The organism is Ramlibacter sp., from assembly GCF_036383835.1.
Lineage (GTDB): Bacteria > Pseudomonadota > Gammaproteobacteria > Burkholderiales > Burkholderiaceae_C > Ramlibacter.
Genome location: NZ_DASVNN010000043.1, coordinates 1 through 18609, shown reverse-complemented (window position 1 = coordinate 18609; position 18609 = coordinate 1). Strand labels below are relative to the sequence as shown.

The window sequence follows — 18609 nt, the reverse complement described above, 5'->3', positions numbered from 1 at the left end:
CGGCCCGCACCTTATTGCGGCTGGGCCGATTGCCAGCTGGCGATGAGCTGGTGCAGCGCGCCGGCGTCCGCGCTGGTCTTCATCCTCTCGCGCAGCGGCGCGTCGCTCAGCAGTTCGGCGATCTCGGACAGGATTTCGAGGTGCTTCTGGGTCGCGGCTTCAGGGACCAGCAGGAAGATCAGCAGGTTGACCGGCTGCTCGTCGGGCGCGTCGAAGCCGATCGGGTGGGCGAGCTGGAACAGCGCGGCCATCGGGGCCTTCAGGCCCTTGATGCGTCCGTGCGGGATGGCCACGCCGTGGCCGAGGCCGGTCGAGCCCAGCCGTTCGCGGGCGAACAGGCTGTCGGTGATCAGCGCGCGGGACAGGCCGTGCAGGTTCTCGAACAGCAGCCCGGCTTCTTCGAAAGCCCGCTTCTTGCTCGTGGCGTCGACGCCGACCAGGACCTGGGCGGGCGGCAGGATGGACGCAAGGCGGTTCATGGTTAGGTGGGCGGATTATGCACAGATGAACAGTGCACCGCACCAAAACGCCTGTCCGGCTCCCGTGGAGGACACCAGAAAAGCAAAAGGCCCCTTCGGGGGCCTCGTCGTCAGCTTTACATCACGCGTTTGTGGCCGTCGTGATGGTGGTCCTGCACGCGGGTCTTGTGGCGGCCGACCTGGCGGTCCAGCTTGTCCACGAGTTCATCGAGCGCGGCATAGAGGTCCTCGTGGGCGCTCTCGGCGAACATGTCGTTGCCCTTCACGTGGATCTTGCATTCGGCGCGTTGCCTTCGTTCCTTCTCCTTCTGCTTTTCGACGGTGAGCAGTACCTTGATGTCCACGACCTGGTCGAAGTGGCGGGTGATGCGATCGAGCTTGGTGGTCACGTAATTGCGCAGAGCCGGGGTTACTTCGAGGTGGTGACCGCTGATCGTCAGGTTCATGAAGCCTCCATTGGCAGGTGGATGATGCGCCGTTGCGGCGCCGCGAAGGAAGGGGGAGGGATCTCGACGTGTTGCGATTCACTATGCGCGCCCACCCCGCAAAAGTCCATTGATATCCCTCAAGGCCGAGGCGCGAATTCGCTTCGCATCGCAACAGTGCGCGCGAATGGACGCGCGGCCTTGCATCGATGCGCGCAGCATGCAATGCGTCCCGGAAATGCAAAGCGGCCCCTGAGGGCCGCCAAGCACGAAATGCGACCGCGCGGGTCGCCTCTCGTCGTATCAGTGGATCGTGCGAACGATCAACGCAGGCGCCACAGCGCCGCGGCGTCCAGGCGGTTCCACGAGCCCTTGGCCTTGGGGTGGGCCTGCGCGCCGGGGCGCTCCAGGTTCGCGTGCTCCACGCGCTCGGCCTGCGGTTTGTCGCGCGGCGTGTCGTTGAAGCGGTTGGTGGACTTGGGTTCCTTGAACATGACGTGCTCCGTGCGAGGCGGCTTCAGCTGCCGCTGTCGCTGCGTTGGGTGCGTTGATGATCCTGCTGGCCCGCGCTGCGCTCCGTGTGCCGGCTGATGAACGGCCACGCATGGCCGCTGCGTTGCCGGCGCGCTGCCAGGGTGTCTTCCCTGGCTTCGGCCGCGGCGGGACGCCAGGTCGAGCGGCTGGCGTTCGGGTCGGTCGCGAGCTGGATCATCTTGGCTCCTATGCAGGTACTCCCGGACCGCGGTCCGGGGCGATGGAGTCAATGTAGGGCGGCCTCCTGAGCCGTGGTGTCGGACGTTCTGGCCCAGCCGTGTAGGATTTGTCTTTCAAGCTCAACATCCCCGCAGTCCTCCATGAGCCTCGACAGCGTCATCCACGAAGGGCTGTCGCGGCCCGAACGCCCGGTCCACGGCCTGGTCCTGATGGGAGGCGGCGCCCGCACGGCCTACCAGGTCGGCGTGCTTGGCGCGGTGGCCTCCTTGCTGAGGCTGCAACCCGCCGGGTCCGGCGACTTCCCGTTCCAGGTCCTGGTCGGGACCTCCGCCGGCGCGCTCAATGCCGGCTACCTCGCCAGCAGTGCGAGCCGCGGGCTGGCCGCGCTCGACGAGCTGCGCCGCTTCTGGTCCGAGCTGCATTGCGAGGCCGTCTACCAACTGGAAGCGCCGCTGTGGATGCGCTTCAGCCGGCTGCTCGCGGCGGTGAAGCTCTGGGGCCATGCGCGCGCGCGCGGCGCGGTACTCGACACCATGCCGCTGGTCGACACCCTGCACCGGCGCATCTCGCTGGCGGGCATCGAGGCCTCGCTCGCCGCCGGCGCGATCGACGCCGTCGCCGTCACCGCCTCCAGCTACACGACCGGCGTGCACTGGACGTTCTGCCAGAGCGCCAGCGACCGGCAGCCCGAAACCTGGACGCGCCCCGGCCGGCGTGCCGCCTTCGAGCCGCTCACCATCGAGCACCTGATGGCGTCCAGCGCCCTGCCCTTCCTGTTCCCTGCGACCCCGCTGTGGGTGGACGGCCGGCGCGAATACTTCGGCGACGGCTCCATGCGCCAGATCTCGCCGCTGTCGCCCGCGATTCGCCTCGGCGCGGGCAGGATCCTGGTGATCGGCGTCGGCCAGTCCGAGCGCGCCGGCCCCGGCGGACCGAACGGCCACGAGCCCGGCCTCGGCGGCATCGCCGGCCATGCGATGGCGAGCGTCTTCCACGACACGCTGCAGGCCGACGTGGAACAGACCCAGCGGCTGGCGCGCACGCTGCACGGCTTGCCGCGCGAAGTCGCCGCCTTGCTGCCCTACCGCCCGATCGACGTGCTGGCGATCCAGCCGTCCGAGTCGCTGGACGCTCTGGCCCGCGAGCACCTGAAGCTGCTGCCCGCCTCGGTGCGCCGCGCGCTCGGCGGCCTGGGCGCCCTCAACGACGCCGGCGCCGGCCTGGCCAGCTACCTCCTCTTCGAGCCTGCCTTCGTGCAGGACCTGGTGGCATTGGGCGAGCGGGACGCCTATGCGCGGAAGGCCGAGCTCCTCTCGTTCTTCGGCGCCGGCGCGGCATAATCGCGCCCATCTTTTCGCCCGGAGAACGCTCCTTGGATCCCTACCCCAGTCGGTAGCCTTCCGAGAATTGGGGTCAGATTCCAATTTTTCGGAGGCCGCACCTTTTCCTCGCATCCGAAGAACCTAGGAGTCCGGGCAGCATGCTCAATATCTTCTCGCTCGCCAACGGCCGCCTCTTCCAGGAAGAGATCGAGTCGCTGGAGGAGCTCTCCCGCTTCCAGCCCATCTGGGTGGACCTCGAGTCGCCGACGCCCGAGGAGAAGCGCTGGGTCAAGCAGTACTACGGGCTGTCGATCCCGGAAGACGCGATGGACGAGGACATCGAGGAGTCCGCGCGCTTCTACGAGGAGGACAACGGCGACCTCCACATCCGCTCCGACTTCCTGATCGCCGGCAGCGGCGACGACGAGCCCCGCACGGTGCGCGTGGCCTTCGTGCTGAACATGCTGAACGCTTCGCTGAAAAGCCATGGCGTGCTGTTCTCCATCCACGACGAGGACGTGCCGGTGTTCCGACTGTTGCGCCTGCGCGCCCGCCGCGCGCCCGGCCTGATCGAGGACGCCAAGGAAGTCCTGCTGAAGCTGTACGACGCCGACGCCGAATATTCCGCCGACACGCTGGAAGGCATCTACGACGAGCTCGAGATGGTGAGCAAGCAGGTGCTCTCCGGCGAGGTCACCGACACGCTGGCCGGCGAGGCGCTGGAAGCGATCGCCCGCCAGGAAGACCTGAACGGCCGCATCCGCCGCAACATGATGGACACGCGCCGCGCGGTGAGCTTCATGATGCGCAGCCGCATGCTGAACGCGGAGCAGTTCGACGACGCGCGCCAGATCCTGCGCGACATCGAGTCGCTGGACAGCCACACGGCCTTCCTGTTCGACAAGATCAACTTCCTGATGGATGCCACCGTCGGCTTCATCAACATCAACCAGAACAAGATCATCAAGATCTTCTCGGTGGCCAGCGTCGCGCTGCTGCCGCCGACGCTCATCGCCAGCATCTACGGCATGAACTTCAAGTTCATGCCCGAGCTGGACTGGGGTGGGGGCTATCCCTACGCACTCGGGCTGATGGTCGCATCGGCGGTCGTGCCCATGCTGTACTTCCGCAAGCGCGGCTGGCTGCGGTAGAAAGCCTCCATGCGCTTCGACGGCTTCCAGCAACTGCGCCAGCAGCCCCTCCGGTGGCTGCTCGTGCTGGCGCTGTGGCTGCCGTTTGCACAGTGGGCCGCGGCGGTGCACGTGCTGGAGCACCTGCACGAAACCACGATTACCGCGGACGCCGAACCCAAGGGCCTGACCGCCTGCGACACCTGCGTGGTGGCCGCCGCGCTGCAGGCCGCGGCACCGGTGCCGCCGGCCCTGCCGCCGGCTTTGCCCACGGCAGGGCAATCCACTCCTGACGGACCGGTCGCCGCACAAGTCACGGCCGCGCCCCACCTTCCCTACCGCAGCCGCGCCCCTCCGCTCCCGCACGCCTGAACGTCTTTCGCCGCGCCACTTTCGCGCGGGGTTCGTCATGCACAAGGAGCAAGCAAATGGAATATGCATCGCGCCTGGCAGGGTTCGCCCTCTGCCTGGCCGCAGGCAGCGCCGCGGCGCAGCCCACCCCTGAAACGCAGGCGCTGCGGCGCGAAGTGGAGGCGCTGCGCGCCGACTACGAGGCGCGCATCCGGGCGCTGGAAGAGCGCTTGAAGAAGGCCGAGGCGGCAGTCGCAGCACCTGCCGCGGCGGCGCCCGCGAGCGCTCCGCCCGCGGTCGCCGCGGCACCGGCAAGCCCCGCAGCTGCCGGCAGCGGCCTGCAGACTTCGCTCATCCTCACCGGCCAGTACCAGCGCACCTCGCGGGATCCGGCGGGCTACCGGATCCGCGGCTTCCAGCTGCCGCCCGATGCGGAGGTCGGTCCGGGCCCGCGCGGCTTCAGCCTGGGCGAGAGCGAGCTGACGCTGTCGGCCAACATCGACCCCTCGTTCCGGGGCGTGGCCACGGTCGCCTTCGCGCCGGAAGACGGCGTTTCCGTGGAGGAAGCCTTCTTCGAGACCACGTCACTCGGCCGAGGCTTCACGTTGAAGGGCGGGCGCTTCCTGTCCGGCATCGGCTACCTCAATTCGCAGCACCGCCACGTGTGGGACTTCGCTGATGCCCCGCTGGCCTACCGGGCGATGCTGGGCGGCCAGGTCAACGACGACGGCGTGCAGCTGACCTGGCTCGCGCCCACCGACCGCTTCCTGGAGCTGCGCGCCGAAGCTGGCCGGGGACGCAGCTTCCCGGGCGGCGACAGCTCGGGCAATGGCGCCGGCAGGTTCTCGCTGGCCGCGCACACCGGCGGCGACATCGGCGAGAGCCACAGCTGGCGTGCGGGCCTGTCTTTCCTGCGCGCGCGCGCGGCGGACCAGGGACTGGCGGCGGTGGACACCGCGGGCAACGACATCGTGAATGCCTTCACCGGCAATACGCGCGTCTGGATCGCCGACGCCGTGTGGCGCTGGGCCCCCGAGGGCAACGCGACGCGGCGCAACTTCAAGCTGCAGGCCGAATACCTCCACAGTACGCGCGACGGTGAGCTCACCGCCGATACGACGGGCGTCGCGAGCACCGACCGCTACCGCGCGGTTCAGTCCGGCGGCTACCTGCAAGGCGTCTACCAGTTCATGCCACGCTGGCGATTCGGCTTGCGCACGGAATGGCTGCGCCCCGGCTCGCCCTTCCTCGGCGCCAACGCCGGCCTGGTCGCGACGGACGAGGGCCGGCCGCGCAAGAACTCGCTCATGCTGGAACACAACCCGAGCGAGTTCTCGCGCATCCGCCTGCAGCTCGCGCGTGACCAGTCGCGCCCGGGACCGGTCGATTGGCAATGGCTTCTGCAATACCAGATGAGCTTGGGCGCGCACGGCGCCCACGGCTTCTGAGGAGCGCACGATGAACTTCACCCGCAAATCCCTCTTCGCCGCCGCGCTCCTGTGGCTCGCGCTGCTGCCCGCCCACGCCGCCTTGCGCGTGTTCGCCTGCGAACCCGAGTGGGCGGCGCTCGCGCAGGAGCTGGGCGGCCCGCTCGTCGAGGCCTCCTCCGCCACCACCGCGCAGCAGGACCCGCACCAGATCCAGGCGCGCCCCAGCCTGATCGCGCGCGTGCGCAACGCGGATCTGGTCGTGTGCACCGGCGCCGAACTGGAAGCCGGCTGGTTGCCGCTGCTGCTGCAGCAATCGGGCAATGCGAAGGTGCAGCCCGGGCAGCCCGGCTACTTCGCGGCGGCCGACCAGGTCCGCAAGCTGGAGATCCCCGCCAGCGTGGACCGCGCACAAGGCGACGTGCATGCGGCGGGCAATCCCCACATCCAGACCGATCCGCGCAACATCGCGACCGTGGCGGCGGCGCTCGCCACCCGCCTGCAGCAGGTGGATGCGGCGAACGCGGCGAAGTACCAGCAGCAGGCCGCGGCCTTCCAGCAGAAGTGGCAGCAGGCGCTGGCGCGCTGGACCGCGCAGGTCGCACCCCTGCGCGGGCTGCCGGTCGTATCGCAGCACAAGGCCTTCGTCTATCTCTACGACTGGCTCGGGCTGAAGGAAGTCGCGGTGCTGGAGCCGAAGCCCGGCGTGGAGCCCAGTGCCGCGCACCTGCAGTCCGTGCTCGGCACGCTGAAGGCGACGCCGGCCCGCATGGTGCTGGTCGCGGTCTACCAGGATCCGCGTCCCTCGGAGTGGCTCAGCCGCAATGCCGGCATTCCGATGGTGCGATTGCCCTTCACCGTCGGCGGCAGTGACGCGGCGAAGGACCTGGTCGGCCTGTTCGACGACTCCATCGCGCGCCTGCTCGCCGCGGCCGGCACCAAATGAGCATCGGGCCGCTGGACCTCGGCATCCTGGCTCCGGCCTTCCTGGCCGGCCTGCTCGTGCTGGCCACGCACGTGCCGCTCGGCACGCAGGTGCTGGAGCGCGGCATCGTGTTCATCGACCTCGCGATCGCGCAGATCGCGGGGCTGGGCGTGATCGTCGCCGATGCGCTGGGACTTCCCGGCGGCCCGGTGGCCGTGCAGGCCGCCGCGGTGTGCGCGGCACTGGCCGGCGCGGCGCTGCTCGCCTGGACCGAGCGGCGCGCCGGCGCGCAGCTGGAGGCGCTGATCGGGGTGCTGTTCGTGCTCGCCGCATCCACCGGCGTGCTGCTGCTCGCCAGCAACCCGCATGGCGGCGAGCACCTGCAGGACCTGCTGGTCGGCCAGATCCTCTGGGTCGGCTGGCCGCAGCTGGCTCCGCTCGCGGTCGTCACCGTCGTCCTGCTCGCGGTGCTCGCGCTCGGCTGGAGCGCGCGGCTCGGGCGCTTCGGCTTCTACGCCACCTTTGCAGTGGCGGTGACCGCCTCGGTGCAGGTGGTCGGGGTCTACCTGGTTTTCACCAGCCTGATCGTGCCGGCACTCGCGACGCTCGGCGCCCGCCATCGCCTCGCCGCCGCTGCGGCGATCGGCGCGATCGGCTATGCCGCCGGCCTGGTGTTCTCCGCCCTGCTCGACCTGCCCTCCGGGCCCACCATCGTGTGTGCTCTCGCCGCCGTGGCGTTGATCGCACACCGGATTCGTGCTTTGGCCTGATCAGCCCGCGCGCAGGAAGGCCTCGACGATCGCGGCCGAATGGCGGCTCGCGACGTCCTCGATGAACCGCAGGAAGTCGCCGTGCGCCTCGTCGTCGGCGCGGTCGGAGATGGTGCGCACCGCGGCGAAGGGCACGCCGTAGTCGTGGCAGACCTGGGCGAAGGCGGCGCCTTCCATTTCCACCGCCAGGGCCTCGGGCAGCGCGCGCTGCAGCGCCTGGCTCTCGGCAGCGCTGGAGACGAAGCGGTCGCCGCTCGCCACCAGGCCCCGGTGCACGTGCGTGCCGTGCAGCGCCTGCCGCACGGCGGCCGCGAGCTGCTCGGTCAGCGCCGGGTCGGTCGCGAAGGTGCTGGCGCCATACAGCGGCACCTCGTAGCGCGGAAAGATCGGCGAGGCATCCAGGTCGTGCTGCAGGAAGCTGTCGGCCACGACGACATCGCCGCGCTGCACGCCGGGGGAGAGCCCGCCGGCGACGCCCGTGAACACGATGCGGTCGACCGCGAAGCGCTCCACGAGCGCGGTGGCGGTGGTCGCCGCCGCAACCTTGCCGATGCGGGACAGCACGGCCACGACCTCCTGCCCGTGCAGGTGCCCCACCCAGTAGTCGCGTCCACCGGCCACCTGCTTGTGCTCGTCGGGCAGCAGGGCGAGCACCGCGGACAGCTCCTGGTGCATGGCGGCGACGATCGCGGTGCGGGGCATGGCGCCATTCTCCCGTCATTCCCGCGGAGGCGGGAACCCAGGGCTCCCAAATAAAAGCGCGCCCGCAGGCGCGCTTGTCCGATGCCCTGGGCCCCCGCCTGCGCGGGGGTGACGGTCAGGCGGTCGCCGCCACCTTCTTGTCCCGCAGCTCGCGCCGCAGGATCTTGCCCACCGGCGTCTTCGGCAGGTCGGTGCGGAACTCGATCACCTTGGGCTGCTTGTAGCCGGTCAGGTTCGCGCGGCAGTATTCCTTGACCTTGTCCTCGGTCAGCGCGGCGTCCTTGCGCACGATCACCAGCTTCACGGCCTCGCCGGTCTTCTCGTCGGGCACGCCGACCACGGCGCACTCGAGCACGCCTTCGAGCTTGGCCACCACGTCCTCGACCTCGTTCGGGTAGACGTTGAAGCCGGAGACCAGCACCATGTCCTTCTTGCGGTCGACGATCTTGAAGTAGCCGTGGGCGTCCATGACGCCGATGTCGCCGCTCTTGAAGTAGCCGTCGGCCGTCATGACCTTGGCCGTCTCGTCCGGGCGCTGCCAGTAGCCCGCCATCACCTGCGGGCCCTTGATCGCGATCTCGCCCGGCTGGCCCAGCGCCACTTCGTTGCCGTCGTCGTCCACGCACTTCATGAGGGTCGAGGACAGCGGCACGCCGATGGTGCCCGTGAACTGGGTACCCGTCACCGGGTTGCAGCTCGCCGAGGGCGAGGTCTCCGACAGGCCGTAGCCCTCGCAGATCGGGCAGCCGGTCTTCTTCAGCCACAGGTCCGCCACCGCGCCCTGCACGGCCATGCCGCCGCCGACGGACACCTTCAGGTTGCTCCAGTCCACCTTGCCGAAGTCCGGATGGTTGGCCAGGCCGTTGAACAGCGTGTTCACCGCCGGGAAGCTGTGGAACTTCTGCTTCGAGAGTTCCTTCAGCACCGCCGGCAGGTCGCGCGGATTGGGGATCAGGATCAGCTTCGCGCCGGTGCGCATCGACAGCATCATGCCGACCGTGAACGCGAAGATGTGGTACAGCGGCAGCGCGCAGACGCCGGTGGACTGCTCGTTCTTCGGCACCTTGTCCATCACCGGCTTGTTCCAGGCCTCGGACTGCAGCACGTTGGCGATCACGTTGCGATGCAGCAGCACCGCGCCCTTGGACACGCCGGTGGTGCCGCCCGTGTACTGCAGCACCGCGACGTCGTCGTGCCTGATCTCCGGCTTGCGCAGCGTGCCGCGCTCGCCCCGCGCGATCGCATCCTTGAACTTGACGGCGGCCGGGAGCGAATACGCCGGCACCATCTTCTTGACCTTGCGCACCACGTAATTGACCAGCGCGCCCTTCAGGCCGCCGAGCATGTCGCCCATGCTGGCCAGCACCACGTGCTTGACCGGCGTATTGGCGATGCACTGCTGCAGCGTGTTGGCGAAGTTCTCGATGATCACGATCGCCTTGGAACCGGAATCCTTCAGCTGGTGCTCGAGCTCGCGCGGGGTGTACAACGGGTTGACGTTCACCACCACGAAACCGGCGCGCAGGATGGCCGCCACCACCACCGGGTACTGCGGCACGTTCGGCATCATGATCGCCACCCGGTCGCCCTTGGCCAGGCCGAGCCCCTGCAGGTAGGCCGCGAAGGCGCGGCTCAGCGAATCGGTCTCGCCGAAGCTGAGCTCCTTGCCCATGAACACGTAGGCCGGCCGCGCCGCGAACTTCTGGAAGCTCTCTTCCATCAGCTGCACGAGCGACTGGTACTGCGACGGATCGATGTCGGCCGGCACGCCTTGCGGGTAGGCGCCGAGCCAGGGGCGGTTGTTCATGCCGGTTGTCTCCTCATCCTTGTCATTGTTTCAGCGCGGCCAGGACCTCGTCCAGCATCTTCTTGGCGTCGCCGAACAACATGCGGTTGTTGTCCTTGTAGAAGAGCGGATTGTCCACGCCCGCGTAGCCGGACGCCATGCTGCGCTTCATGACGATCGAATGCCGGGCCTTCCAGACTTCCAGCACCGGCATGCCCGCGATCGGGCTGGCCGGGTCGTCCTGGGCGGCCGGGTTCACGATGTCGTTGGCGCCGATCACCATGGCCACGTCCGTCTCCGGGAAGTCCCCGTTGATCTCGTCCATCTCCAGCACGATGTCGTAGGGCACCTTGGCCTCGGCCAGCAGCACGTTCATGTGGCCCGGCATGCGTCCCGCCACGGGGTGGATGCCGAAGCGCACGTTGACGCCCTGCTCGCGCAGGTGGCGGGTGATGTCGTTGACCGTGTGCTGCGCCTGCGCCACGGCCATGCCGTAGCCCGGAACGATGACCACGCTCTTGGCCTCGCGCAGCATCTCCGCGGTCTCCACCGCGCTGATCGGCGCGACTTCGCCGGCGGGCTGTTCGCCGGCCGCGGCAGCCGGCGCCTTGCCGCCGCCGCTGCCGAACCCCCCGGCGATCACGCTCACGAAATTGCGGTTCATCGCGCGGCACATGATGTACGACAGGATCGCGCCCGAAGAGCCGACCAGCGCGCCCACCACGATCAGCAGGTCGTTGCTCAGCATGAAGCCGGTGGCGGCCGCGGCCCACCCCGAGTAGCTATTGAGCATCGAGACCACCACCGGCATGTCGGCGCCCCCGATGGCCATCACCATGTGCACCCCGAACAGCAGGGCGACGATGGTCATCACGATCAGCGGCGTCATGCCCGCCTCGATGGTCGCGGCATGCAGGAACGCGCGCCCGAACCAGATCACGATCAACAGGCCGGCCAGGTTGAGCCAGTGGCGACCGGGCAGCAGCACCGGCTTGCCGCCGATCTTGGCCGACAGCTTGCCGAAGGCGATGAGGGAGCCGGAGAAGGTGATGGCGCCGATCAGGATGCCGATGTAGATCTCCATCTCGTGGATGGACTTCTCGGCCGCCGTCGCGAAGACGGTGGAAGTGTCGACGTAGCTGGCGAAACCGACCAGGCAGGCCGCGAGACCGACCAGGCTGTGCATCAGCGCGACCAGCTCGGGCATCTGCGTCATCTGCACCTTCCTGGCGGCGAACAGGCCGACGGCGCCGCCGACGACCAGGGCCGCGACGATCCATGCATAGCCGCCGGGCGTGACGCGCGGACTGAGCACCGTGGCCAGCACGGCCACCGCCATGCCGATCATGCCGAAGACGTTGCCGCGGCGGGCGGTCTCGGGGTTCGACAGGCCGCCCAGGCTCAGGATGAACAGGATGGTGGAACCGATGTAGGAGACGGTGGCAAGGCTTGCGTTCATTTCCGTTTCCTTATTTGCGGAACATCGCCAGCATGCGACGCGTGACCGCGAAGCCGCCGAACATGTTGACGGCCGTGAGCGTGAGCGCGAGCACGGCCATGCCGAGGATCAGCAGGTTCGGCCGGTTGGCGGCCCCGTCGGTGAGCGGCGGCGCCACCTGGATCAGCGCGCCGATCGCGATGATCGAGGAGATGGCGTTGGTCACGCTCATGAGCGGCGTGTGCAGCGAGGGCGTCACGTTCCACACCACCATGTAGCCGACGAAGCAGGCGAGCACGAAGACGGTGAAATGCGACAGGAAGGTCAACGGCGCGTACAGGCCCACCAGCAGGAACAGCAGCGCGCCGACGCCGAATACGATGGCCAGCGACCGGCCCGACATGGGCTCGCCGGCGCCGTGGCCGTGGCCCTTGGGCGCGGCGACCGGCGCGGCAGATTTCGGTTTCGCAGCCGCTGCCGGGATCTTCGGCGGCGGGGCCGGCCAGGTGATCGCGCCTTCCTTGATCACCGTGAGGCCGCGGATGGCGTCGTCGTCCATGTTGACGTCGATGCGGCCGTCCTTGGCCTTGCACAGCTCCTCGGCCAGGCGCAGCAGGTTGTTCGAATAGAGCGTGGACGACTGCTTGGCCAGGCGGCTCACCAGGTCGGTGTAGCCGACGAGGGTGACGCCGTGCTTCACCACGGCCTGGCCGGGCTCGGTCAGTTCGCAGTTGCCGCCCTGCTCGGCGGCCATGTCGACGATCACGCTGCCCGGCTTCATGCTGCGCACCATCTCCGCGGTGATCAGCTTCGGCGCCGGCTTGCCGGGGATCAGGGCCGTCGTGATGATGATGTCGGCGTCCTTGGCCTCGCGCGCGTACATCTCGCGTTGCGCCTGCTGGAAGCCCTCGCTCATGACCTTGGCGTAGCCGCCGCCGCCCGAGCCTTCTTCCTCGTAGTCGACCTTGACGAATTCGCCACCGAGCGAGACGACCTGGTCGGCCACCTCGGCGCGCGTGTCGTTGGCGCGAACGATGGCGCCCAGGTTGGCGGCGGTGCCGATCGCGGCCAGGCCCGCCACGCCCGCGCCCGCGATGAAGACGCGCGCCGGCGGGATCTTGCCCGCGGCGGTCACCTGGCCGTTGAAGAAGCGGCCGAAGGCATTGGCGGCCTCGATCACGGCGCGGTAGCCGCTGATGCCCGCCATGGACGTCAGCGCGTCCATCTTCTGCGCACGGGAGAGCTGGCGCGGCAACGAATCGATCGCGAGCACGGTGGCGCCGCGTGCGGCCAGCTGCTGCATCAGCTCGGGATTCTGCGCGGGCCACACGAAGCCGATCAGCGTCGCGCCTTCGCGCAGCATCTGGACTTCGTCCGGCGTGGGCGGCCGCACCTTGAAGACGATGTCGGCCCGCGACCAGAGCTGCGCCGCGCCGGGCACCACTTCGGCGCCCACGGCGCGGTAGGTGTCGTCGGCGAAGTGGGCCGCATCCCCCGCGCCGCTTTCCACCGCGACGGCGAAACCGAGCTTGACGAGCTTCGCCACCACTTCCGGAACCGTGGCGACGCGCTTCTCGCCCGGCGCGATTTCCTTCGGGACGCCGATCAGCAGCGGCGCCCGCGTCGGGGCCGGTGCGGAAACGACGGGGGATTCGCTCGCCGACGGCGCGGCAGGAGCAGCGATTTGCATGGACTCTTCTCCGATGGGGGCAGCTGGTGATCTTCTGTAGCTGAACCCAAGCTTACATGAAGGCTTGTCGAGCTCCGCGGCCGACAACGGAAAACAGAAATGACCGGGATGACCCGGCGCGCACGCCGTGTGCGCGGGCTGCAACGGCTGCCGCCGGGGCTTTCAGGGAACGACGACTTCGTAGTGCGCGCCGAGGTTGTCGTCCACGGTGCGCCAGGGATGCGGGCCAACGGCAAAGGCGAGGATCTCGCAGAAGTAATGGCCCGCCGGCAGGCCGGCGAGGTCCACCACCTGCTCTTTCGCGGCTTCGAGGCTGGCGCGACTGCCGGAGGCGCGCCCCAGCAGCATGCGGCGCTGGTGGGTGTTGAAACGCACGGCGCCCGTGCAGGCGACGGCGGTGCTCCAGTGCAGCCGCGTACCCACCACCCTGGGTCCGAGGACCTGCGGGAAGGTGGCGGTCGCGGCGAGCTGCACGGCGGCGCGCACGTCCAGCCGGCCCGCGCCCCAGGACAGGTCCGGCGCGCCGGACGCCGGGCCGTCGCGCCGCGCCGAGCGCGCCAGCAGCTGCTGCACCTGCTCGCAGGTGAGCCGCGGACGCGCCTGCAGCAACAGCGCCGCGGCGCCCGCCACGTGCGGCGCGGCCAGGCTGCTGCCCTTGCCGGACGCATAGCCGCCGCCCGGCGCGGCGGCGAAGATCACTTCGCCCGGTGCCGCGAGATCGGGCTTGGCCAGGCCGGAGCGCGTCGGTCCGCGGCTGCTGTTGCGCGACAGCTCGCCCAGCGGCGGCGCACCGGGCTCCACCCGGGTGACATAGGCGCCGACGGTGATGATCCTGCGGGCCGTGCCGGGAACGGTGATGGTGCGGGAGGGATCGGCGTCCGCCGCGACGAACAGCGCCTGCTCCAGCGGCTTGAGGCCGAAGGGGTAGCGCTCGACCCAGGCATCGAAGCGCCCGTCGACGACATGGTCGCCGCGCAGGTGCAGGGTCCAGTCGCCCGGCTGGATCAGGCCGGCGGCGCCGCGGCCGATGAATACCATCACCTGCACGTCGCCGGTGCCTTCCGCGTCGATGCCGTCCGCGTCGATCTCGATCGCGTTGCGCGCCTGGGTCTGGAAGCGCACCACCTGGCCGGGCGCGGCGAAGTGCTCCGGCAGCGGCTCGGGCGCACCCGGCGGCTGCACGGCGACGGCGATCCGGTCGTCGCCGCCGAACCAGATCTCGAGGATGTCCTGCTCCTCGTTCTGCAGGCTCGAGTTGAAGCGGCGGCGCAGCGTTTCGCCCTGGGCGATCCGCCCGCCCGCATGGCTGCCGCGGCCGTGCTCGTTGCCGGCGGACTTCACCAGCACCACGCCGGGCCTTCGCGCGAGGCTGTCGACCGCGGCCTCCAGCATGCTCTCGCCACCGTGGCCGCCGCGATTGGAGCCGTTGCTGATGTTGATCACCAGCGGCCGGTGCATCCGCTCGGCGCACTGCGCCATGAAGTCCAGCCCGGCCACCATCAGGGCCGGATTGAAGACTTCGACCGGCCCGATCGGCGTGGACACCACGACGAGGTCCGCCTCGGGCGCCATGCCGGCGCGCTGCGGCTGGTGCGCCACCCGGCCGTTGCCCGCGGCCACACCCGCGATCTGGGTGCCGTGCCCCTGCTGGTCCTGGTGCGGCACCGGCGCACCGCCGCCGGCCAGGAAGTCGTCCAGTTCCTGCCGGGAATAGACACGCCCGATGTCCCCCGGGCCGGGCGCGCCGCCCACCGCCGCCTTCTGGTCCCACAGGAACTGGATGCGCGAAGTCCCGTCCGCATGGCGGAAGTCGGGGTGCTTGAGGTCGATGCCGGTGTCGATGAAGCCGATCAGGACGTCCTCGCCGCGCAGCGGGGGAACGCCCTGGTGCACCGCCGTCGCCCCGGCTTCGACGCAGGATCGGTCCACTTCGCCGTGCAGCTGGCCCGCGGCTTCCACCCCGAGCACCACCTCGTCCCCGGCCAATGCGCGTGCGCCTTCCAGGCTGGTGAGCCCGCTCACGATCGTCTGCGGCCCCTCCACCACCGCGAGGATCGCCATGTGCGCACCGAGGCGCTCCCTGAGCGTCCCCGCTGCCTGCCCGGCGCAGCGCACGAGCACGAAGAGGCCTTCGTCGGCGGGCGGCAGCCGGATCGACGCCGCGAGCGCTGCCGGGTCGTCCGGCCGGTGCCGCAGCAGGTAGCGCAACTTGGGATCGAGCTTGGGCATGGCGCACCCCCTTCGCCACGGTTGTAGGCGGCGGCGGTGGGAGCTTCAAGCCCCCCGTTGCAGGAGGCGCCTTGATTCCTGGGCGGCCGCCGCGACCTAGGGAAGATGTCCTTCGGCACCGTCCTGGCCCTGTCGGCCGCGCTGCACCTGTACATCGGTGCCCGCCTCGTTCCCGTCCTCCCGGCGATCGCCGGCGTCCCGCTCGCGCTGGTCCTGCTCGCATCGGCGGTGCTGGTTCCGGCCGGCCTGCTGGCGCGCCGGCTGCTGCGGCCACCGGCCGCCGACCGCGTCACCTGGATCGGCATGCTCTGCATGGGCTGGTTCTCCACGCTGCTGGTGCTGACGGTGCTGCGCGACCTGCTGCTGCTCGCCGGCGCCGCCTTCGGGCCGTGGCCGCCGGCGTTGGTCGAGGACAGCGCCATCGCCGCCGCGGCGCTGTCGTTCGCGCTCACCGCCATCGGCTTCTTCAACGCCCGCCGCACCGCGCGCGTGAACACGGTGCGCATCGCCCTGCCCGACCTGCCCGCCGCGCTCGCGGGGTTCCGCATCGTGCAGATCAGCGACATCCACGTCGGCCCTACGATCAAGCAGGACTACCTGCAGGCGATCGTCGACCGGGTGAACGCCCTGCAGCCGGACGTGGTGGCCGTCACCGGCGACCTGGTGGACGGCTCGGTGGCGGAGCTGGCGCCGCACGTCGCACCGCTGGGCCAGCTGCGCGCCCGCCATGGCGTGTTCTTCGTGACCGGCAACCACGAGTACTACTCGGGGGTGCACGGCTGGGTGCTCGAACTGCAGCGGCTGGGCCTGCGCGTGCTGCACAACGAGCATGTGGTGCTGCAGCACGGCGACGCGCGCCTGGTGCTGGCGGGCGTGCCCGATTACTCCGGCCACCACTTCGATCCGGCGCACCGCAGCGACCCGGCGCAGGCGCTCGCGGGCGCGCCGGCCGGTGTGCCGCGGGTGCTGCTCGCCCACCAGCCCCGCACCGCCGCCGCGGCCGCCGAAGCAGGCTTCGACCTGCAGCTCTCGGGGCACACCCACGGCGGCCAGTTCTTTCCCTGGTCCTTCTTCGTTCCGCTGCAGCAACCCTTCACGGCCGGGCTCCACAAGCTCGGCCGTTTGCAGATCTACGTCAGCCGTGGCACGGGCTATTGGGGTCCGCCGAAGCGCCTGGGCGCACCATCCGAAATTGCCGAGTTGTTTCTGTCCCCGGAAGGCTGAGTCCTACAGGCCGGTGAGGTGCTGTCCGACGTGGCTGAGCTTGCAGGCCACTGAACACTGGGCTCATGGCACGCGCAGCTTCCCTCCCCTTTTCCCTCTTCGGCGCCGGCGCCTCGAACGTCATCTACCTCGGCGCCTCCCTGTGCCGCCGAAAATTCGAGCTTTTCTATCCCGAAGGCTTCGAGGACGAGACCTATCTCGTCGCCGAACGCAGCCACAAGGAACGCGCCCACCTGGAGTGGGACGCCGAGCTCAGTGCGGCGGACTTCCGCAAATTGCTGGCGCGCGGCGAGTTCCGCCAGGTCGCGGACATCGCGGTGCGCATCGAGTCGCGCGCGAACCTGCTGTTCTCGTTCGAGCGCATGGCGCTTCGCGATGCGGTGAAGTCGCCCGCTGGCGCCCGCCTGTTCGCGACCGAGCTCTACGCTTTCCTGTACGGACACGGTTCGACGCAGCGGCGCTTCAACGACTGGATCGAGGCCCTCTCGGACCTGCCCCAGCGCAAGAGCAAGGTCCTGACCTGGCCGGTGGCCACGGTGTTCGGCTTCATCGCGCGGCCGGACCGCCACATGTTCTTCAAGCCCCGCGCAATGCGCAAGGCGGCGCACCTGTACGGCTACGCGCTGGGGTACCACGCCCTCCCCACATGGGCGCAGTACCAGGACCTGATGACCTTCGCGGCGGTGGTGCGCCGCGACCTCGATCGCAAGTCGGGCTTCAAGGCGCGCGACATGATCGACCTGCAGTCCTTCATGTGGGTGCAGGGCGCGGCCGAATACGAGACCTGAGGTTCAGGGCAGCGGGACGCCGTAGCGCCCGGCCCAGGGCGCGAGCGCCGGCAGGATGCCCGCATGCAGCGACACACCGGACGCGGCCTGCGTGGCCGCGAGCCCGTAGGCGCGCTCGCCCGGCAGGCGCACCGGCCGCTTCGCGTCCACCGGCTTGGACGCACGGCACTGGCGTGCGACTTCGCCGACCTGCCGCTCGAAGGCCGCCAGCCCCGCGAAGGCGGCGGGATCCATCACCTGCAGGAACACCGTGGCGCCCCAGCCCTCGCGCGCGTCGGCGCGCCCGTGGCCGGCCAGGCCGCCGGTCAGCGCTTCCACCAGCAGCGACAGCCCATAACCCTTGTGGCCCGAATCCAGTCCGCCCAGCGGAAGGATCGTGCCCTTGGGCTCGTCGAACAGCACCGCGGGATCGTCGCTCGGCTGTCCATGGCCATCGATCAGCCAGGGCGCGGGCAGCTTGCCGCCTTCCTGGTGCAGGCGATTCGTGAGGCCGTTGGTGGTCGTGGACGTCGAGATGTCCACGGAGGCCGGCGTCCCGCCGGTGGGGAAGCCGGCGGAGATCGGGTTCGGCGTGAACACCGGATCGAGGCCGCCGAAGGGCGCGACGCTGGCGGTGTTCGGATCCGAACAGGCGAGCAGCAGCATCAGGCCCCGCTCCGCCGCGCGGCGGTGGTAGCTGGCGAGGCTCGCGATGTGGTGGCTGCGCCGGATCACGATGGTGCCCGTGCCCTGCGTCTTCGCCAGCGTCGCCGCCTGTTCCAGCGCCTGCAGCACCAGCCAGGGACCGGGCAAGCGGCGGCCGTCCCACAGCTGCGCCGCGGGCAGCGACGACAGCCGCTCGGGGCCGCCTTCGATCGTCATCGCGCCTTTCTCGATCTCCGCCAGGTAGGGTGCGAGCAGTTGCAGGCCGTGGGTGGTGTGGCCCATCAGGTCGCCGTCGACCAGCACGGTCGCAACGGCCTGCGCCTTGTCATCGGGCATGCCGGCCTTGCGCAGCAGCGCCTGCGCGAAGGTAGTGAGTTCGGCGACGGGGATGCGGCGCTGGCTGGTTTCTTCGTGCATGGTCAAGCCTGCGTGTACGCCGTCTTCACGGTCGTGTAGAACTCCGCCGCATAGCGGCCCTGCTCGCGCGGGCCGTAGCTGGAGCCCTTGCGGCCGCCGAAGGGCACGTGGTAGTCCACGCCCGCGGTGGGCAGGTTCACCATCACC

At 69.7% G+C, this 18609-nt stretch carries 19 protein-coding genes; 8 read left to right on the top strand and 11 right to left on the bottom strand.

All coding sequences use genetic code 11. From position 1 onward, the window contains the following. Window positions 1–11: 11 nt before the first annotated feature. The 4 genes from VF522_RS07205 to VF522_RS07190 form a co-directional block, all read right to left on the bottom strand. Window positions 12–479, bottom strand: a complete 468-nt coding sequence (locus VF522_RS07205) for a PTS sugar transporter subunit IIA (protein ID WP_330907555.1) — start codon at window positions 477–479, stop codon at window positions 12–14. Between the two features lie 116 nt (window positions 480–595). Further along, window positions 596–925: a ribosome hibernation-promoting factor, HPF/YfiA family gene (hpf, locus tag VF522_RS07200; protein WP_330907554.1), complete on the bottom strand. Its 330-nt coding sequence runs from the start codon at window positions 923–925 to the stop codon at window positions 596–598. A 302-nt stretch (window positions 926–1227) separates the two neighbouring features. Continuing rightward, a complete protein-coding gene (locus VF522_RS07195) occupies window positions 1228–1398 on the bottom strand; it encodes a hypothetical protein (protein ID WP_330907553.1) in 171 nt (56 codons plus the stop codon). 23 nt (window positions 1399–1421) lie between these two features. Next, window positions 1422–1616, bottom strand: coding sequence for a hypothetical protein (locus VF522_RS07190; RefSeq protein ID WP_330907552.1), 195 nt, complete (start codon window positions 1614–1616; stop codon window positions 1422–1424). 142 nt (window positions 1617–1758) lie between these two features. On the opposite strand from VF522_RS07190, the gene VF522_RS07185 reads away from it, so the two are divergent. The 6 genes from VF522_RS07185 (at window position 1759) to VF522_RS07160 (ending at window position 7543) form a co-directional block, all read left to right on the top strand. Continuing rightward, window positions 1759–2958, top strand: coding sequence for a patatin-like phospholipase family protein (locus VF522_RS07185; RefSeq protein ID WP_330907551.1), 1200 nt, complete (start codon window positions 1759–1761; stop codon window positions 2956–2958). Between the two features lie 140 nt (window positions 2959–3098). Further along, a complete protein-coding gene (gene corA, locus VF522_RS07180; RefSeq protein WP_330907550.1) occupies window positions 3099–4091 on the top strand; it encodes a magnesium/cobalt transporter CorA in 993 nt (330 codons plus the stop codon). 9 nt (window positions 4092–4100) lie between these two features. Then, window positions 4101–4442 carry a hypothetical protein gene (locus VF522_RS07175; RefSeq protein ID WP_330907549.1) on the top strand — a complete coding sequence of 114 codons (342 nt, stop codon included), beginning with the start codon at window positions 4101–4103 and terminating at the stop codon, window positions 4440–4442. A gap of 56 nt (window positions 4443–4498) precedes the next feature. After that, complete coding sequence (locus VF522_RS07170) at window positions 4499–5869, top strand: hypothetical protein (RefSeq protein ID WP_330907548.1); 1371 nt, start codon at window positions 4499–4501, stop codon at window positions 5867–5869. A 10-nt stretch (window positions 5870–5879) separates the two neighbouring features. After that, window positions 5880–6794, top strand: a complete 915-nt coding sequence (locus VF522_RS07165; protein ID WP_330907547.1) for a metal ABC transporter substrate-binding protein — start codon at window positions 5880–5882, stop codon at window positions 6792–6794. Then, a complete protein-coding gene (locus tag VF522_RS07160) occupies window positions 6791–7543 on the top strand; it encodes a metal ABC transporter permease (RefSeq protein WP_330907546.1) in 753 nt (250 codons plus the stop codon). Before VF522_RS07165 ends, VF522_RS07160 begins: the two co-directional genes overlap by 4 nt. On the opposite strand, the gene VF522_RS07155 is transcribed toward VF522_RS07160, so the two are convergent. The 5 genes from VF522_RS07155 to VF522_RS07135 form a co-directional block, all read right to left on the bottom strand. Continuing rightward, window positions 7544–8245: a 5'-methylthioadenosine/adenosylhomocysteine nucleosidase gene (locus VF522_RS07155; RefSeq protein WP_330907545.1), complete on the bottom strand. Its 702-nt coding sequence runs from the start codon at window positions 8243–8245 to the stop codon at window positions 7544–7546. Window positions 8246–8360: 115 nt separating this feature from the next. Next, on the bottom strand, window positions 8361–10052 hold the full coding sequence (locus VF522_RS07150) for a long-chain-fatty-acid--CoA ligase (RefSeq protein ID WP_330907544.1): 1692 nt from the start codon (window positions 10050–10052) through the stop codon (window positions 8361–8363). A gap of 22 nt (window positions 10053–10074) precedes the next feature. Next, window positions 10075–11490 carry a Re/Si-specific NAD(P)(+) transhydrogenase subunit beta gene (pntB, locus tag VF522_RS07145; RefSeq protein WP_330907543.1) on the bottom strand — a complete coding sequence of 472 codons (1416 nt, stop codon included), beginning with the start codon at window positions 11488–11490 and terminating at the stop codon, window positions 10075–10077. Window positions 11491–11500: 10 nt separating this feature from the next. After that, window positions 11501–13159, bottom strand: coding sequence for a Re/Si-specific NAD(P)(+) transhydrogenase subunit alpha (locus VF522_RS07140; RefSeq protein WP_330907542.1), 1659 nt, complete (start codon window positions 13157–13159; stop codon window positions 11501–11503). 162 nt (window positions 13160–13321) lie between these two features. Next, window positions 13322–15388, bottom strand: a complete 2067-nt coding sequence (locus VF522_RS07135; protein WP_330907541.1) for a S8 family peptidase — start codon at window positions 15386–15388, stop codon at window positions 13322–13324. Window positions 15389–15493: 105 nt separating this feature from the next. Here VF522_RS07135 and VF522_RS07130 point away from each other — a divergent pair, with 105 nt between their 5' ends. After that, window positions 15494–16612: a metallophosphoesterase gene (locus tag VF522_RS07130; RefSeq protein WP_330907540.1), complete on the top strand. Its 1119-nt coding sequence runs from the start codon at window positions 15494–15496 to the stop codon at window positions 16610–16612. Between the two features lie 65 nt (window positions 16613–16677). Next, window positions 16678–17400, top strand: a complete 723-nt coding sequence (locus VF522_RS07125; protein WP_330907539.1) for a hypothetical protein — start codon at window positions 16678–16680, stop codon at window positions 17398–17400. 3 nt (window positions 17401–17403) lie between these two features. On the opposite strand, the gene VF522_RS07120 is transcribed toward VF522_RS07125, so the two are convergent. Then, window positions 17404–18462, bottom strand: a complete 1059-nt coding sequence (locus VF522_RS07120) for an Ldh family oxidoreductase (protein ID WP_330907538.1) — start codon at window positions 18460–18462, stop codon at window positions 17404–17406. Between the two features lie 2 nt (window positions 18463–18464). Then, the coding region (locus VF522_RS07115) for an aldehyde dehydrogenase family protein (protein WP_330907613.1) at window positions 18465–18609 on the bottom strand (145 nt) is incomplete at its 5' end.

What these genes read in the sequence shown, in the direction of transcription:
- VF522_RS07195 (WP_330907553.1), bottom strand. Translation starts at nt 1,398, where the DNA reads ATGTTCAAGGAACCCAAGTCCACCAACCGCTTCAACGACACGCCGCGC.
- VF522_RS07150 (WP_330907544.1), bottom strand. Translation starts at nt 10,052, where the DNA reads ATGAACAACCGCCCCTGGCTCGGCGCCTACCCGCAAGGCGTGCCGGCC.
- VF522_RS07135 (WP_330907541.1), bottom strand. Translation starts at nt 15,388, where the DNA reads ATGCCCAAGCTCGATCCCAAGTTGCGCTACCTGCTGCGGCACCGGCCG.
- corA (WP_330907550.1), top strand. Translation starts at nt 3,099, where the DNA reads ATGCTCAATATCTTCTCGCTCGCCAACGGCCGCCTCTTCCAGGAAGAG.
- pntB (WP_330907543.1), bottom strand. Translation starts at nt 11,490, where the DNA reads ATGAACGCAAGCCTTGCCACCGTCTCCTACATCGGTTCCACCATCCTG.
- VF522_RS07125 (WP_330907539.1), top strand. Translation starts at nt 16,678, where the DNA reads ATGGCACGCGCAGCTTCCCTCCCCTTTTCCCTCTTCGGCGCCGGCGCC.
- VF522_RS07205 (WP_330907555.1), bottom strand. Translation starts at nt 479, where the DNA reads ATGAACCGCCTTGCGTCCATCCTGCCGCCCGCCCAGGTCCTGGTCGGC.
- VF522_RS07190 (WP_330907552.1), bottom strand. Translation starts at nt 1,616, where the DNA reads ATGATCCAGCTCGCGACCGACCCGAACGCCAGCCGCTCGACCTGGCGT.
- VF522_RS07185 (WP_330907551.1), top strand. Translation starts at nt 1,759, where the DNA reads ATGAGCCTCGACAGCGTCATCCACGAAGGGCTGTCGCGGCCCGAACGC.
- VF522_RS07140 (WP_330907542.1), bottom strand. Translation starts at nt 13,159, where the DNA reads ATGCAAATCGCTGCTCCTGCCGCGCCGTCGGCGAGCGAATCCCCCGTC.
- VF522_RS07155 (WP_330907545.1), bottom strand. Translation starts at nt 8,245, where the DNA reads ATGCCCCGCACCGCGATCGTCGCCGCCATGCACCAGGAGCTGTCCGCG.
- VF522_RS07160 (WP_330907546.1), top strand. Translation starts at nt 6,791, where the DNA reads ATGAGCATCGGGCCGCTGGACCTCGGCATCCTGGCTCCGGCCTTCCTG.
- VF522_RS07165 (WP_330907547.1), top strand. Translation starts at nt 5,880, where the DNA reads ATGAACTTCACCCGCAAATCCCTCTTCGCCGCCGCGCTCCTGTGGCTC.
- VF522_RS07175 (WP_330907549.1), top strand. Translation starts at nt 4,101, where the DNA reads ATGCGCTTCGACGGCTTCCAGCAACTGCGCCAGCAGCCCCTCCGGTGG.
- VF522_RS07120 (WP_330907538.1), bottom strand. Translation starts at nt 18,462, where the DNA reads ATGCACGAAGAAACCAGCCAGCGCCGCATCCCCGTCGCCGAACTCACT.
- hpf (WP_330907554.1), bottom strand. Translation starts at nt 925, where the DNA reads ATGAACCTGACGATCAGCGGTCACCACCTCGAAGTAACCCCGGCTCTG.
- VF522_RS07170 (WP_330907548.1), top strand. Translation starts at nt 4,499, where the DNA reads ATGGAATATGCATCGCGCCTGGCAGGGTTCGCCCTCTGCCTGGCCGCA.
- VF522_RS07130 (WP_330907540.1), top strand. Translation starts at nt 15,494, where the DNA reads ATGTCCTTCGGCACCGTCCTGGCCCTGTCGGCCGCGCTGCACCTGTAC.